The sequence below is a fragment of the Mucilaginibacter yixingensis genome, from assembly GCF_041080815.1.
Lineage (GTDB): Bacteria > Bacteroidota > Bacteroidia > Sphingobacteriales > Sphingobacteriaceae > Mucilaginibacter > Mucilaginibacter yixingensis.
In genome coordinates, this window is sequence record NZ_CP160205.1 from 2,279,648 (window position 1) to 2,296,595 (window position 16,948).

General features: G+C 46.5%; 8 protein-coding genes. 4 read left to right on the plus strand and 4 right to left on the minus strand.

Going from position 1 to position 16,948, the window contains the following annotated elements:
* The first annotated feature begins 91 nt into the window (after positions 1 to 91).
* From ABZR88_RS09070 to ABZR88_RS09080, 3 genes are read left to right on the plus strand one after another with little or no spacing between them, the layout of a single operon-like run.
* Positions 92 to 6,673, plus strand: coding sequence for a type I polyketide synthase (locus ABZR88_RS09070; protein ID WP_107828664.1), 6,582 nt, complete (start codon positions 92 to 94; stop codon positions 6,671 to 6,673).
* Between the two features lie 5 nt (positions 6,674 to 6,678).
* Positions 6,679 to 10,716 carry a non-ribosomal peptide synthetase gene (locus ABZR88_RS09075; protein ID WP_211309810.1) on the plus strand — a complete coding sequence of 1,346 codons (4,038 nt, stop codon included), beginning with the start codon at positions 6,679 to 6,681 and terminating at the stop codon, positions 10,714 to 10,716.
* A 21-nt stretch (positions 10,717 to 10,737) separates the two neighbouring features.
* Entirely contained in the window at positions 10,738 to 11,871 is a 1,134-nt protein-coding gene (locus ABZR88_RS09080) for a bile acid:sodium symporter family protein (protein WP_107828665.1), read from the plus strand.
* On the opposite strand, the gene ABZR88_RS09085 is transcribed toward ABZR88_RS09080, so the two are convergent.
* Genes ABZR88_RS09085 through ABZR88_RS09100 form a run of 4 tightly spaced genes read right to left on the minus strand, consistent with a single transcriptional unit; the run spans position 11,872 to position 16,400 of the window.
* On the minus strand, positions 11,872 to 12,873 hold the full coding sequence (locus ABZR88_RS09085; RefSeq protein ID WP_107828666.1) for a type IX secretion system membrane protein PorP/SprF: 1,002 nt from the start codon (positions 12,871 to 12,873) through the stop codon (positions 11,872 to 11,874).
* Between the two features lie 14 nt (positions 12,874 to 12,887).
* Positions 12,888 to 13,859, minus strand: a complete 972-nt coding sequence (locus tag ABZR88_RS09090) for a gliding motility-associated C-terminal domain-containing protein (RefSeq protein ID WP_107828667.1) — start codon at positions 13,857 to 13,859, stop codon at positions 12,888 to 12,890.
* A 47-nt stretch (positions 13,860 to 13,906) separates the two neighbouring features.
* Positions 13,907 to 14,611 (minus strand): hypothetical protein, encoded by a 705-nt coding sequence (locus ABZR88_RS09095; RefSeq protein ID WP_107828668.1) that lies wholly within the window; start codon positions 14,609 to 14,611, stop codon positions 13,907 to 13,909.
* A 46-nt stretch (positions 14,612 to 14,657) separates the two neighbouring features.
* Positions 14,658 to 16,400 carry a hypothetical protein gene (locus ABZR88_RS09100; protein WP_146166533.1) on the minus strand — a complete coding sequence of 581 codons (1,743 nt, stop codon included), beginning with the start codon at positions 16,398 to 16,400 and terminating at the stop codon, positions 14,658 to 14,660.
* A 423-nt stretch (positions 16,401 to 16,823) separates the two neighbouring features.
* Between ABZR88_RS09100 and ABZR88_RS09105 the strand changes: the two genes are divergently transcribed.
* Positions 16,824 to 16,946: a 30S ribosomal protein THX gene (locus tag ABZR88_RS09105; protein ID WP_107828670.1), complete on the plus strand. Its 123-nt coding sequence runs from the start codon at positions 16,824 to 16,826 to the stop codon at positions 16,944 to 16,946.
* Positions 16,947 to 16,948: the final 2 nt, after the last annotated feature.

Here is a 16,948-nt window from a genome sequence, read left to right on the forward strand (position 1 = left end):
TGATTAATAATTTAATTCTAACGATAAGTAGGGGTATATTTAACTACTTGAACTGAAATCGAAACGTTGATATTTTCCTGAATTTTTCACCATGAACTATTTTTCCGATACAAGCGATCGGCAAAGCTCTATTGTACTAAACCTATATCAGCAATTTGAACATCAGGCCCAAGCGGTGCCAGATGCTATAGCTGTTGCTCATGGTGATGTAATGATTACCTACAGGGAGCTTAATGACCTGTCTGATGCGCTTGCCATAGAAATAAATAACGCCGCCGTCACCAGTAATATATTGGGGGTAAGCGCCTCGCGCGGTGTGTATACCATTGTTTCGCTGCTGGCTATTCTTAAATCAGGGAAAGCTTATTTGCCACTTGATCCATCGTATCCGGCTGAACGCCTGAGACAGATTATTGCCGAATCTGGTATTACTCACTGTATTGCCCGCTCGGTAGAAAACGCACTATTTACTGATTTGGGACTGAGGGCCATTAACTCAGACGAGAAATATCCGCAGGCGACGCCGCTAAAAATTGCTTTAGAAAATCCTTTAACTTATGTATTGTTTACCTCTGGTTCTACCGGTAAACCGAAGGGCGTTTGCATGGCCGGCAATGCGCTGGTGAATTTGCTGCAGTGGCAGCAGCGCTACTCAGCATCGGCACCGGGTTTTAAAACCTTGCAATACGCGCCGCTGACGTTTGATGTTTCTTTTCAGGAGATATTTGCCACATTAACCACCGGCGGCACGCTGGTGTTGGTGGATGACGAAACACGGTTAGATCCGCAGCGTTTGCTGCATTATACAGATGAGCAGCAGATCAATCGCATTTTTCTGCCCTTTGTTGCCCTGCAATATTTAACCGCTGCTGCCGATGATCTGTTGCCTAGAAGCTTGCAGGAGGTAATGACGGCAGGCGAACAGCTCAAGATCACAGAGCAGATAGTGGCCTTCTTTAAAGCCCTTCGTGGTTGTAAATTGTTTAACCAATATGGCCCGACAGAAAGCCATGTGGTTACTCAATTGGAGTTAACCGGCGACCCAGAACTATGGCCAGCATTGCCGGATATTGGCGTTGCCATAGATCATACAGAGATTTTAATTCTCGATGAGGAATTAAAGCCAGTCGCCAATGGCACACAGGGCGAGCTTTGCATCAGCGGCGTTTGCCTGGCCCAAGGCTACTTGAACCGGCCCGATCTTACTGCCGAAAAATTCATAGGCTACACATCACCTCAGGGCCAAACTAAACGCATTTACCGTACCGGTGATTTGGCCCGTGTAATGGAGAACGGCAATATTGAATATCTGGGCCGCATAGATAATCAGGTAAAGATTCGTGGCAATAGGGTAGAGCCGGGTGAGATTGAGGTTGTCATCAACAAACTCGATTTTGTTAAGCAAGCCGTCGTTGTTGCCCGCGAGTATGGCGGCGGACAAAAACGCCTGATTGCTTATCTGGTAGCAATGGGTGCTGAACAGAATACGCAAGCCGTAAAAAAACAAGCTGCTGATAACCTGCCCGATTATATGGTTCCGTCGGCCTTTATCTGGCTTGATGAATTTCCACAAACCAGCAGTGGCAAGGTAGATCGTAAAGCTTTACCCGCGCCAATTATCAATAGACCCGAGTTAAACACATTATATCAGGCCCCATCAAATCAAACTCAAAAACGCCTAGCCGGGCTATGGGCCGATCTGTTACAGTATGATAAGATTGGCATTCATGACAATTTCTTCGACCTGGGAGGTAACTCACTTTTGGCTATCAATACCGTATCTGCGCTGCGCTCTCAATTTGGTTATACTGTGCCGGTTACCAGGGTGTATCAATCGCCTACGGTTGCAGGTATTGCCGCTTATATTGATGGTGAGCAGCAGCAATTGGTTTTACCAACTCAACGTAAGAAAAATGACGCAGGCGATATAGCCATCATTGCTATGGCCGGCCGCTTCCCCGGTGCCCGAAACGTTGCTGAGTTTTGGGAGCTGCTGAAACAAGGTAAAGAAGGCGTGAGTTTTTTTACTGATGCAGAACTTGATGAAAATATTCCTGACAGTCTAAAAAACAACTCATTATATGTAAAGGCCCGCGGCGTTTTAGATACCCCGGGCGCCCTTGATACCGCGTTTTTTAACCTGGCTCCGCGTATGGCCGAGCTAATGGATCCACAGCAGCGTCTGTTTATGGAAATTGCCTGGGAGGTACTAGAGACTGCAGGTTACCCTCCCGCACAATATGGTGACGGCATTGGGGTATGGGCAGGCAGCGCTAATAACTCTTATTACTATAACAATATTCTCACCAATCCAGAAGCGGTAGAACAAGCGGGCGCTTTCCAGGTGATGACGATGAACGAGAAGGATTATATCGCTACCCGCACCGCTTACGAACTCAATTTGAAAGGGCCGGCGGTGAGCGTGTATTCAGCATGTTCAACATCGTTATTGGCTGTTAGTCAGGCGGTGGATGCCTTGCGTAATGGGTATTGCAAAATGGCTTTGGCCGGCGGTGTTACTATTACATCGCCCGTAAAAAGCGGCCATTTGTACAATGAAGGCGCAATGCTGAGTCGTGATGGGCACACCCGTACATTTGACTCCTCAGCAACCGGCACTGTATTTAGTGATAGTGCAGGTATTGTATTGTTAAAGCCTTTAGAAGATGCTTTAAACGACGGCGATACCATCTATGCGCTTATTAAAGGAACCGGCGTTAATAACGATGGCTCCGGCAAAGGCAGCTTCACCGCACCAAATGCAGCCGGACAGGCCGGTGCTATTGCATCTGCCATACAAGATGCTGATATCTCCGCATCAGACATTAGCTACATTGAAGCCCACGGAACGGCCACACCACTGGGCGACCCGATAGAGCTGGAAGGATTGAAGCTGGCCTTTGGTAAGCAGAGTAAGAATCAATACTGCGCCATTGGGTCAGTAAAAAGCAACATGGGGCACATGATTGCCGCATCTGGCGTAGCCGGTTTAATTAAGACCGCGCTTTGTTTGCATCATAAAGTGTTGGTGCCATCATTGTTTTATAATGAAGCAAACCCGGCTATCAACTTTATAGATAGCCCATTTAAGGTAAACACTCAATTGAGGGACTGGGAGAGTACCGGCAAACGCAACGCCGGTGTAAGCTCTTTTGGGGTTGGCGGCACAAACGTGCATGTGGTGTTGCAGGATTTTGAGCAGGATACTATTTCTGCCGTAAGCGAACGCCCTTATCAACTACTCACCTGGTCTGCCAAAAGTGAATACAGTCGTGATGCTTATGCGGAAGCATTAAAGACACTGGATGATCAGGATAATCTGGCTGATGTGGCCTACACCCTTCAAATCGGCCGTACGGAGTTTAACCGCCGCCGTTTTGTGGTAGCAGCAAATCATATCGATTTAAAAGCAAGATTAGCAACGCCGGTATCGCCTTTGCTGGTAAATACACTTAAAGAGAAAGCCACCGAAGTTGCCTTTATGTTCCCTGGTCAGGGGGCGCAATATGTGGGTATGGGGGCAGATCTTTACCTGCATGAGCCGGTGTTTAAAAATGCCATTGACGAGTGTGCTGAATTGATTAAGCAATATGCTGGTTATGATATCAGGGAAGTAATATATCCTACTGATAGTAAGGGAGATAAATTAAGCAATCTAACACAGACGTACTATATCCAACCGGCCATATTTACTATTGAATATGCGTTGGCACAGCTATGGCAAAGCTGGGGCGTGCAGCCTGCCGCATTGTTGGGGCACAGTATTGGCGAGTTTGTGGCTGCGCACCTGGCAGGCGTTTTCAGCCTGGAAGATGCCTTGAAGATGATTACCGCCCGCGCCAAACTCATTCAGGATTTGCCTGAGGGTAAAATGCTGGCGTTGCGGGTGCCCTATCAGGATATTGAAAAGCTTTTGCCTGAGGGATTGTCTATCGGCGTCATCAACGCTCACAACCTCACCGTAGTTTCCGGCGGACCTGCTTTGATAACCACTTTTGCCGATGCGCTTGCTGAACAAAATATACCATCGCGCGTGTTGAATGTGAGTCATGCGCTGCATTCGCCGATGATGGAGGCCGCCATTGAACCATTTAAAAAGGTGGTGTTGACGGTTAAATTGCAAACGCCAAGACTGCCGATACTATCGGGTGTAAGCGGCAACTGGATGACTGATGCCCAGGCTACCAGCGCCGACTATTGGGCGCGCCACATGCGCGAAACGGTGAACTTCGCGGCAACACTAAAAACACTAACAGAAGATAACGATAAACGTATCCTGTTAGAGGTAGGCCCCGGTAACGTAACCGCCACACTTGCTAAAAATCAGGCAGATGTTAAACCAAACTTGGTAACTGTTGCCGGGTTAGACCAGCAAGCAGCATCAGCTTATATTCCGGTTCTAAATGCTTTGGGCCGGTTGTGGTTACATGGCATTAATATAGATTGGAATAAGTTTTATTATAAGCAGGGCCGTCGTAAGATAGCTGCACCAACATATGTGTTTGACCGGAAAAATTACTGGATCAAACCGGGCAAAGTGGCACAAACTACACCAACTTTGCCTACCCCAATACCTGCACTAGCACAAACTCAAGAGTCCCCCGTACAACATATTATAATGAGAGAAATTGTTTTAGCCAACAAGATCCGTGAGATATTTGAAGGCGCGTCTGGCATCCCCATGAGCCAAATACCAGTTGATATGAGCTTTGCCGAGGCCGGATTTGACTCCCTGCTGCTCACGCAGATAGCCATGAACCTAAAGAAGGAGTTTGGCGTGCAAATTACCTTCCGCAAGTTGTATGAGGAGTATAGTACGGTGAGTTTGCTGGCGCAATTTTTAGATGAAAGTCTGCCTGCGGATAAGTTTCAACCGATACACAGCAACGGCAAACCAGCGGTGGCCCCGGCCTTAACGCAATTACCGGTATCAGGTAACGGCTCTTCGCATCTGGATCTGATTACGCAACAATTGAATCTGCTGGCTCAGCAGGTGGCTTTATTGCAAAATAGTAATGGTACTCTCCAAACACAAGTTAACGGCGTAGCGCATCACGTACCGATGCAGGTAACGCCACAACCATCTCCCAATGGCATTACTGCCGAAGAAATGGTAGAAATCAAAAAGCCATTCGGTGCTACAGCCCGGATTGATAGACAAACTACTGATCTAACGGACGATAAGCAGGATTATCTAAATAATCTCACCAAACGTTATAACGCCAAAACAGGTAAGAGCAAAGCTTATACCCAACAGCATCGCAATGGCATGGCTGATCCTCGTGTGGTTTCGGGCTTCCGTCCGGCTACTAAGGAGATGGTGTATCCATTGGTAGTTAATCGCTCTAAAGGCAGCCATGTTTGGGATCTGGATGGTAATGATTACATCGACGCGTTAAACGGTTTTGGCTCAAACTTTTTGGGCTATAACATGGATTTCCTGAAAGAGGCCTTCCAGAAACAGCTGGAAGCAGGCTACGAAATCGGTCCACAGCATGAGTTGGCTGGCGAAGTCTGCCAACTGATTAATGAGTTTACCGGGTTTGAGCGCTCGGCTTTGTGTAATACAGGGTCTGAAGCGGTGTTGGGCGCTATGCGCATGTCACGTACAGTTACTGGTCGCTCGTTAATTGTGGCCTTTGCAGGTTCATATCATGGCATTAATGATGAAGTGTTGGTGCGAGGTACCAAGGTCTTAAAAACCGTTCCTGCTGCTCCGGGCATTATGCCCGAGGTGGTGCAGAATATGCTGATACTGGATTACGGTACCGATGAATCATTGGAGATTATCCGTCAGCGTGCGCATGAATTGGCCGCCGTACTGGTAGAACCAGTTCAAAGCCGTCGACCGGAATTTCAGCCTGTAGCGTTTTTGAAAGAACTGCGCACTATTACCAAAGCTTCTGGCACAGCTCTGATCTTTGACGAGGTGATCACCGGCTTCCGTATGCATCCGGGTGGTGCACAAGCTATTTTTGATATCAGGGCCGATATTGGCACCTACGGTAAGGTTATTGGCGGCGGTATGCCAATTGGTGTTATTGCCGGCGTTCCCGAATTTATGGATGCCCTGGACGGCGGCACCTGGCAATATGGCGATGGCTCGGTACCCGAGGCTGGCGTAACCTACTTTGCCGGTACTTTTGTACGCCATCCGTTAGCGCTGGCGGGGGCTAAGGCCTGTCTGGATTACCTTAAACTGAAAGGTCTGGCGTTGCAGCAAGGCGTTAACGCCAAGGTAAAACGCTTAGCCGATGCGCTGAATGCAACCTGTATTAAATATCATTTACCGCTATATATCGCCAACTTTGGTTCGCTATGGAAGATAAAGTTTAAATATGAGCTGGCTTATGGCGAGTTGTTATTTACACTGATGCGTTATCGTAACATCCACATCTGGGATATTTTTCCATGCTTTCTTACCGAAGCACATACCGACGCAGAGATTGACGCTATAATCAACGCTTTTAACGAAAGTGTAGAAGAATTGATGGTTGCCGGCTTTTTACCATCAGAGACGCCTGAGCCAGAGGCATCGGATAAACTTGATCCGTTTAACTCGCCGCCAGAACCTGGTGCAAGATTAGGAAGAGATGAAGACGGCCATCCAGCGTGGTTTGTACCGAATCCTGATGTGCCGGGAAAATATTTGCAGATAGAAACTAAACCTTAATAAACGTGTCGCTGCTAACTGAAGAACCTGTATATAAATTAAAACCGGTAGAATTTGACCCTTTTGCCGGCCCTGAATTACTGCTGATAGCCCCGGCCACAGAGCCGCAGATAGAAATATGGCTATCGTGCAAAATTGGTGGGGTAGAAGCCAGCTGTGCCTTTAATGAGAGTTTTAGTCTTACGCTAACCGGCTCATTCAATGTGGCAGCATTTGAAAATGCGGTGCATAGTTTGATAGATCGTCATGAATCACTACGGGCGCTGTTTAGTCCGGATGGCACCAGGATGTGTATCTATCGTTATCTGCAGCCTGCTTATCATTTTGAAGATATTTCTGGTAAAGATGAAAAAGGACAGGAACAGGCTATTAAAGATTATCTATACAGAAACTCTCAAACGGCGTTCGACCTGGTTTTTGGGCCTTTGTTTCGCGTTAAATTATTCAAACGAACTGCAGAGCGGCACCATCTGACATTAACGCTACATCACATTATTTGCGATGGTTGGTCGTTCGGGGTGATTCTGCAGGAGTTGGGCAACTTGTATTCAGCTCACGCGATGGGCCTGACGCCTAATCTGCCACCCGCACCCAAATTTAGCAGCTATGCTGCCGAGCAGGTGGACTTTCAGGAAAGCGCGACGTATGCCGATGCTGAAAAATTCTGGCTGGAGCAATATCAAACCCGGCCACCGGTGCTCAACCTGCCGTCAGATCAGGAACGACCCTCGTTACGCACCTATACCAGCGGACATTATCATTCGTCTATAGATGAAACCTTGGCGGCTGCCGTTAAAAAACTTGGTTTTGCGGCAGGGGCCAGTGTGCTTACCACGTTATTAGCCGCTTTTGAGGTTTTTATGCAGCAGCAAACCGGCTGCAATGATGTGGTTGTTGGTGTGCCATCGGCTGGTCAGCCCGCTATTGGATTGCAAGGGCTGGTAGGCCATTGCGTTAATCTGTTACCCATTCGAAGCTTTGAGCCCGATGATATCTGCTTTATTGATTACCTGAAGCGCCGCCGCGGCGAAATTCTGGATGTATATGATCATCAGCTGATTACCTTTGGCGGCTTACTCAAGAAGCTGAATCTGCCACGCGATCCATCCCGGGTTCCGCTTGTGCCTGTAGTGTTTAATAGCGATATGGGTATGGACTCAGGCATCAGCTTTCACGGCATTAAACATGAGCTGAAAAGCAATGCCCGACGCTCGGAGAATTTTGAGATTTTTATCAACCTAAACGATATTGGTAAAGGCTTGAACATAGAGTGGTCATACAACGCTCAACTGTTCAATCAGGCTGGAATTGAAAAGCTGGCGACTAATTTTGAGGTGTTGTTGAGGACGTTTACAACCGACCCCCGTGCGCATATCAAGACCTCTGGATTGCCTGCCGAGCCAGTGAAGATAGATACTATTACGCAATGGAATAAAACCGAAACCTGGTATCCGAAAGAGAAACCACTACATACGCTGATTAGCGAAATAGCGGCTAAGTATGATGATAAACCTGCGGTTGTGGCAGGTAGCGTTAGAATTTCTTATCGCCAGTTGGATGAACGATCTAATCAATTGACCCGATTGCTGGTTGATAGGGGGATTAGCAAAGGCGACATTGTGGGCCTGGCAGTAGAGCGTTCAGTCGAAATGATTATTACGCTGTTGGCAATCATGAAAGCAGGCGGCACCTATGTACCTATCGATCCCGAATACCCGGCTGATCGGATTGCCTACATGCTGGAGGATTCATCAGCCAAAATGCTGATTGTTTCAGAGCGTATTCAGGAGCAGATCAATAGCCCGGCACAGGTATTGACTTTGGAATCTGCATTAAAACAGAGCGCATCCAAAATGTCAACACCGGTAGAAGTAGATGTTAAAGGCACTGATATTGCTTATGTGCTTTATACCTCAGGCTCTACTGGTAAACCCAAAGGGGTACAAATAGCGCACTATAATCTGGTTAATTTTCTGGTAGGTATGCAGGCGCAACCAGGCATTGCCGCTGATGATAAGTTACTGGCGGTAACCACTATCTCATTTGATATTGCCGGTTTGGAAATGTACCTGCCTTTGGTGACAGGCGCCACGGTGTATATTGCCAGTGCCGATGAAGCCCGTGACGGTCGCCGACTATTGGAAATAGTGAAAGCCGAAGGAATCACGCTGATGCAGGCAACGCCTTATAGTTGGAAAATGATGCTAGAGGCTGGGTGGGATAATCGACTACAATTAAAGGCGTTATGTGGTGGCGAACCTTTGCCTAAAGAACTGGCCGCGCGTCTGTTGCCCAAATGCAAAGCCTTATGGAATATGTACGGGCCGACGGAAACTACCATTTGGTCGACCGTTAAGGAAATCACTTTAGAGGACGGCGATATTACAATTGGCAAGCCTATTGCCAACACGCAGGTTTATATTCTGGATGAAAAGCTGAATATCTTACCTGCCGGCGTTACAGGCGAGATCTTTATAGCCGGTGACGGCGTATCGCCGGGGTATCTGCATCGGCCGGAACTAACTGCCGATCGTTTTGTAATCGATCCATTTACCGCAACAACCGGTAGCAAAATGTATCGTACCGGCGATTTGGGCAAGTATCTGCCAAATGGAGAACTGCTTTGTTTGGGCCGGGTAGATTTCCAGGTGAAGATTCGTGGCTATAGAATAGAAGTTCAGGAAATTGAACATAACCTGCATCAAATCAATGAAATAAAAGATGCAGTTGTAGACGCTCGTAAAGATGCATCGGGTAACCTGGCGTTGGTGGCTTATGTGGTTTCACAACAATTTTTACCCGATACCCGTACTGCAATACAGAACTGGCGCAATGCGCTGCGTGAAAATCTGCCGGAGTATATGGTTCCGCAGTATTTTATGGTGGTCGAAGAGTTTCCGCTTACTCCCAATGGCAAGATTAACCGCAAGGCGCTACCAGAGCCAGATCACAATCAGGCACGCATGGCTTATGCCGCGCCCCGCACTTCTATAGAGCAATTGGTGGCTGACATCTGGAGGAGGTATCTGGGTATAGAGAAAATTGGCATTTACGATGATTTCTTCGAGCTGGGCGGTCACTCGCTTATTGCCGTGGAAATTATGACTGCCTTGCAAAAAGAAACAGGTAAAAATTTACCATTAGCCAGTTTATTTCAGCATTCTACTATAGAGCAATTGGCGTTGCTGTTGAAGATTGACGGTAAATCGGTATCCTGGGATTCATTGGTGCCTATCAAACCTGTCGGTAGCAAAATGCCGCTTTATATAGTGCACGGCGCTGGCTTAAATGTGTTATTATTCAATACACTGGCCATGAACATGGATTCGGATCAACCGGTTTATGGCCTGCAGGCCAGGGGATTAAATGGCATCGATGAACCGTATGACAAGATGGAAGACATTGCAGGGCATTACGTTAATGAAATCATCGCTCAAAACCCCAACGGGCCTTATGCGCTGGCTGGATACTCATTTGGTGGTATTATTGCTTATGAAATGGCCAAGCAACTGGAAGCCCGCGGTAAACAGGTGAAACTACTTGCAATGTTTGATACTTATGCCTATAGGTCAGATTATTATGATCTTTGGTTAAAGAAGTATTTTAACAGAATTCGATTCTTTATTATGCAGATCCTTCACTCATTTGTGCTGCTGGCAAAATCGCCTAAACGAACTATTGAGTATAAAAGCGAGATGATTCGTCGAAGGATCGTAACCTTCAAACGGAAATTTCAGGGAGCGGATGGGCCGAAGGAGGGCTTTTCAGGGTATTCGCATAAAATCGACGAGGCTAATGAACTTGCCGAGCGCAATTACAAGCTTGCACCATACCCAATCCGGGTAGAATTATTCAGGGCGCAGAAGATTACCTTTTACATGGATGATTTTGAAAACCTGGGCTGGAAACCTTATGCGCTGAAAGGCGTAAGCATACACGAAATTCCCGGCGAGCATAATTATATCTTTGCGCCGCCAAATGATAAAGCTTTTGCGCGTATCTTGCAAGATTGTTTAAATAAAGCATCATCGGCAACGGCATAGCCGAATTTTGGTTTTTAGAAAATGTCTCAGTCAACAAAAACACTCCTTCATAAAATATTTGTCGTTTTAACGCTATTGGCGTTACTGGCCTTTATCACAACAGCATTTATACGTGGTGTAGCGTCTGGCGGCCCGCTTTTAATTGGTGCGTTTATAAGCCTGGCCATTGCGTTTGCTTTTAAGGACGAACTGAAGAATCTTACCTTTACCATTGCCATTTTTGCGGCGGTTTCAACAGCGATGTATTATCCGCAATACTTTCAGCAGTGGGGTAGTTTAAAGCTGGCTGCGCTGATTACGCCGTTGCTGCAGATCATCATGTTTGGTATGGGCACCTCTATGAGCCTGCATGATTTTGCCGGCGTATTGAAGAACCCGCGGGGCGTGTTTATTGGCGTTACGGCGCATTTCATCATTATGCCGCTCATCGGCTTCACACTCTCGCAGGTTAGTGGTTTTCCGCCTGAAATTGCGGCTGGGATGGTGTTGATTGGCTGCTGTCCAAATGGTACGGCATCAAACGTTATTTCTTATCTGGCCAAAGCAAATCTGGCTTTATCGGTAACCATTACGGCTGTTTCTACCTTGTTATCACCTTTGCTTACACCGTTGCTGATGCATTTGCTGGCTGGCAAACTGGTAGCTATTGACGTACAGAATATGATGTGGGATATCATGAAAATGGTGATCTTCCCAATCATCGCCGGATTGATCTTTAATCATTTTCTACACGGTCGTGCCAAATGGCTGGACAAAGCCATGCCTGTGGTATCTATGACTGGTATTGCTTTGATTGTTACCGTAATTACAGCGGCTGGCAGAGATAGCTTGTTGAATATCGGTCCGCTGTTAATCTTACTGGTGCTCATTCATAATCTGGCCGGCTACACATTGGGTTATTGGTCTGGCAGACTATTTAGAATGCCTGAGCGCGATTGCCGTACCATGGCTATAGAAGTAGGCATGCAAAACGGAGGAATGGCATCTGGCTTAGCCAAAGCCATGGGAAAAATTGCTACTGTTGGTTTGGCACCTGCCGTATTTGGCCCGTTGATGAATATCACCGGTTCAACCTTAGCCAGCTGGTGGCACCGTAAACCGATAGATGCAGGGGCGGACGATGCTACTGAAGAGCCTATAGCCGAAATGGTGTAGTTAAAATTTATAGCAACGTCTGCTGTAATCTTCGCTGCTGTTGCCATTGCCCGATCGACCGAAATAGAATCCTAAAGAGATCTCGTGCGAACCACTGGTATAACTTCCTAAGGCGTTTAACTGATGATCGTACGAGTAACCAATGCGAATATTGGGCGTAGCAAAAAACTCTGCCAGTGCACCAAATGCTCCCTGGGGCGGTAAATCGTTTTGCAATGCGGGTTTGGGATAGAGTTTAAATGATGAACGATAGAACGCGCCGATAGACAGTCGTTCGTTCATAATCATAATAGCGTCCAGATCAATAGTTGTAGGCCCTTTGGTATCATCCTTTATCAAAACTACCGGTTTCAGCATCATGCCATCATAGTCATTTAACGGAATCAGTGCACCGCCGGTTAGATAAAAATGCGGCTGCGGAATAGGGGCAATGGTTGTGCTTTCGCGATTTTTGCCTGCATATTTGGCGAGCAGATTAGTAGCCGACAACCCAAAGAAATAATTATTATTACCGTAAAAAACGCCAAAATTAACGTCGGGCACAATGGTGCTTTGATAGGTCACCGGGACAGATTGATCGTTATCCTGGATAGCGTTCAGTTTAGTGCCGTCTAATCCTAACTGAACAAAGCCGCCAGCTAAACCAAATGACAGTCTCGAGTTTTCATCATCACCTATCTGTATCCGATAGGCGTAGTTAAAATAGGCGGTAAATGAGCTTTGTGCACCAATTTTATCGCTGGCCAATGTAAGGCCTAAACCAACATGGTCATCTTTAAAAGAACCATCAGCCGCAACAGCATAGCTTACAGGTGCTCCCTTTATACCCACCCATTGCGAACGAAAGTACGACTGCGCATACAGATCGGCTTTGTAACCCGAATACGCAGGATTGATGTAGATACCGTTAAACAGGTACTGACTTAATTGCGCGTCTTGTTGGGCCTTAGCTTGTATGGCGACAATTATCAGTATCATCCCTAATAAAATTCTCTTTTTCATTATCGCCTCCTGATTTATTGCCGCGCACGCAGCAGTGTTACATATCCTTTATAAATGCTCCAGCTACCGGTAGGCTGCTTTACTTTCAGTATGTAGAAATAGGTGCCTTCGTTCAACCCGTCACCTGTCCAGTCGTTTTTGTAGTTTACTTTGCGGTAAACTGTTGCATCCCATCGGTTTACTATGGTTAGCTCGTTGCCGGGGTAAGTATCCAGCCCGGGGATAACAAAGGTGTCGTTAACGTTATCTCCATTGGGCGTAAACACGTTGGGAATAACCAGTTCGGTTACAATCGTAGTTACGTTATCTGTGTTATTTGCCAGTACCGGATCAGGCTCTGTCGCGCTTACGTTGGCCGCGTTGGTGATGGTACCGGTTTTGAGCGCTTTAACAATCATACTCAGGTCGGCAGTTTCGCCCACTTTTACCTGACCTATATTCCAGGTAATGTTTTTGCCCGATACCGATGCATCGCCCTTTAATGGCGCAATCAATTGTTGCAATTGTATCTCGTTGGGCAGCTGATCTTGTACCTTAACCGATGTGGCGTCGTCCTTACCATTGTTTTTGATGCTGATGACGTATTTAAAGGGATCGTCCAGGTTATCAGACGAGCGCACATCCTTCACATCAATGGCCATGTCTGCATAAATATTAGGAGGGGCCTCCAAAATGTTTACGCCGTCTGATTGCTTTGACTCGCAGCCATCGGCATTATATAACACTACCTGATAACGGCCTGCGCTGCTCACCACTAAATCTTTGCGGATAGCCCCGCTGATTGGCAGGCCGTCTTTTACCCATTGATAAGCGGCCGGAGGAGGATCACCAGGCGGAGCGTTGGCGGTAAGCGTTACGCTGCTTCCCTGCTGGATAGTGCGTGTCTGATCGTCTGCAAATGCCTTATGCGGGCTGGCAAATGCCAGTCCGCAAAGGCTTTGTTGCAACAATGCAATCATCCAAACTATCCCAATCCTTTTCAGCATCGTTATCTTAGTTTTACATCAATTGTTTAGATGCAATACACATATTATCAAGGAGTAATAGTAATGGTAGGCTGACCAGGGATATCATTCACCGTAATATCAACCGATGGTGATGTTGCCGCACAGGTTGGTTTTACTTTAAATGTTACGTTTACGGTATAATGGTGTGCGCCAACGGCTGCATCATTTGCCTGGGTTAAAGTATAAGTAGCATTGGTTGCGTTTGTTATAGCAGTGCCATCTTTATACCATTGATAGTTATAGGCAAACGTTTCTGTTGTTGTTGCAGTTTGATTAACTGCCGCTGTTAACTGCATTGTGCTTGTAGGGAAGCTGTTGGTACAATAAGAGGTTGGGCCGCCTGCATTTTCGGTAGCGGTAGCGTTTATGCCCGGCAATACATAGATGGTAAAGGGCTGCGAATCTATAGATGTACAATTGTCACTGTTTACCGCGGTTGATACATAGGTGTAATACCCCGGTGTAGTTGGCGCGTCATCAAGAGAGGCCGATGTTTCGCTTAAGTTTGTTACCGTGCCGCCGGTGCCCACACCTGCGTAGCGTTTCCAAACATACGTTGAAGCGCCGGTGGCTGCAGATGTCAGCTTAACATGGTCGCCTGAACAATAGGCTGCCTGTGTGCCCGTAGTGAAATCTGAAAGGGCCGCAATCTGGGCCTTTAGGGTAGCCGTAACCGAGAGCAATATGCCCAGGGTTAGCACAAGTTTTCTGAGAGTAGATTTTTGTTTCATCTGTTTTGCTGTTATTTGTTTCGTGTTAATTATTTGATTCTGACTGTTATGGTGTGGTTGCAATGGTTGGTTGTGCAGGTGTTGCAATTACAGTTATGCTTACCGGTTGCGTTTGGCTCACACATCCGTTGGCGTTTTTTACTGTGAGTGTGCCGTTGTAAGTACCTGCCGCCGCCGTAGTTGGTACAGGAATACTTAGCGGACTGGGTGGCAAGCCCTGGTCTGTCTGATCTGCAAAACCAGCTGTGTGCGCCGTAGCATCCCAGGTTATGGTATAGCTGGTAGGTGAGTTAACCGGGGTAGAATAGCTAAGCGTAGTAACCGCTGTCCCCCCGCAAATGCCCGGTATAGTTGAGGTAACAATTGACGGCCGCGGATTAACATTGATGGTAGCCTTGGTGCGGGTTGATACTTCAGAACAGCCTGACCTGCTGGCCTCCACGTAATAATTATTAGGGTTAACTTCGCTCAGATCGGCCGCATTAGGCGTGAATGAGGTTCCAGTACCTTTAACATTGCCGCCAGTCGCCGCATCATACCAGGTATAGTTGGTACAATCCTGCGCGTTATTGACGGTAAGCGTAGAGGTGCTGCCTGCACATACAGTTCCGGTGTTGGTAACAACTGAGCCTATGGTTATAGCCGGCGTGCGCATGGTGCGGCTCACTTCATATATCTTCAGCTCGTTTCTGCCCAGCGTTGTTGTGCTTACACCGCCGATAGATACTTCTACGCGGTCAAAAGCCCCATAAGAGTCAGGCGGTGTAATATCAAGCTCATATTTATCATTGTTTGTAGCGCTGGAAAAAAGCGACAGCGAAAGGAACGTAGAGGAGCTCGTTATCGGCGAGCCAACAGCCTGGGAGCCATTATACAACTGAATAGAAAAACCATCCAGCAAATTAAGGTTAAGTAAACTACCGGTGGAGTTTTGTAGAATTAGTTTTAACATATCACCCTTCTGTGATGGTGCGCCGAATACAGTGGTATGATAAGCCTCGCTTTGGGCAGCGGTAAGGTCGACGGTTAAGTCTGCAAAAGTAGTTGCATCGCCATCTATAGCATTGCGTGGGTTGGTAACCGATGTTGTAACATTGAGCAAACTGATGCCGAGCGGCAGGCCTCCATCTCGAATACCAGATAGCACATCAACAGGAGTGGAGCAGGTGGTAGTAGTACCGTTAGTTACATTTTTGGTATAATAAGCGCCGTAAACGTTCACGTTTTGATCGAGAGTGATACCGCCTCCCAAACTGATAGACACACCATCATAAGGCACAGTAACCCCAGCTGCCGATTGCGGTGTGATAGTTAGTTCTATTTCACCGCCAGAATTTACAGCCCCAAGTAATGAAGTGCCGCTAAATGATTGACCGGCATTGGTAGCCTGCCAGGTACCGCCAACTTTTTGCAGACTAGTGTATGGCTGTATGGTAATGGTATTTAACAATCCAACCAAACCACTGGCCGATTTTAGTTTGATGGTAACGGCTGTACCTGCTGGTACGGTAGAACTGAAATTTAAAAACTGGGTAAGGGTAGACGGAAAAAGAATGCCTAATACGTCTAAAGTACGGGTAAGGGTAGAAGCAGTAGATGGATCTGTGTCAACAGCAAGGCTTGCATTTGAAACGCTGCTTAGCGTACCTGTATTGTTTTGTTGAGTGTTTGCGTAAACCCTAACCTGAGGTGTAGCACATGTCTGCCCGTTAGCGCTGCTGCTGTACAAAAAGCAAGCTGCGGCAAAAACGAGAGTAGCGGCTATTTTTAATAGGTGGATGCTGCGCACAGGTATAGGTTGTTTACTTAACATGCACCACACCCTCACCTATAAACCAAAGCTATTAAATGGGGGAGTTGATGTATCTCAAAGCTATCGTGTGCATTGCGGAGATTCTTTGTTCATTACGTGCAGTGCCTGAACATAAAAGGTTATTTGCTCTTACCGTTATTTTTAAGCAGAATTGAAATTCGTCAATTAAATTACTGGTAATCAAAATATTAATTTTACATAAAACCATTGTTCACTTTGTTCAGGAAACCAATTTCACCAATAGTGTGGGTTAGTTGTTCATTCTAGCTTATTAGGTATAAAATTGAAAGAATTTTTCGTCCTCGTTAAATTGAAAATTTAGCAAACAATTGCCTGAACAATATCTCCATGCCGGTTGTTAAAATTTATTTAAACCATAAAACTTAACTCAAAACAGCTATGGGAAAAGGCGATAAAAAAACCAAGAAAGGTAAGATTGCCATGGGGTCTTATGGCAAAAAAAGATCACATTCGGCTCAGAAAAAGGTTAAAGCACCAGTTAAAGCCACAGCCGAAAAGTAATT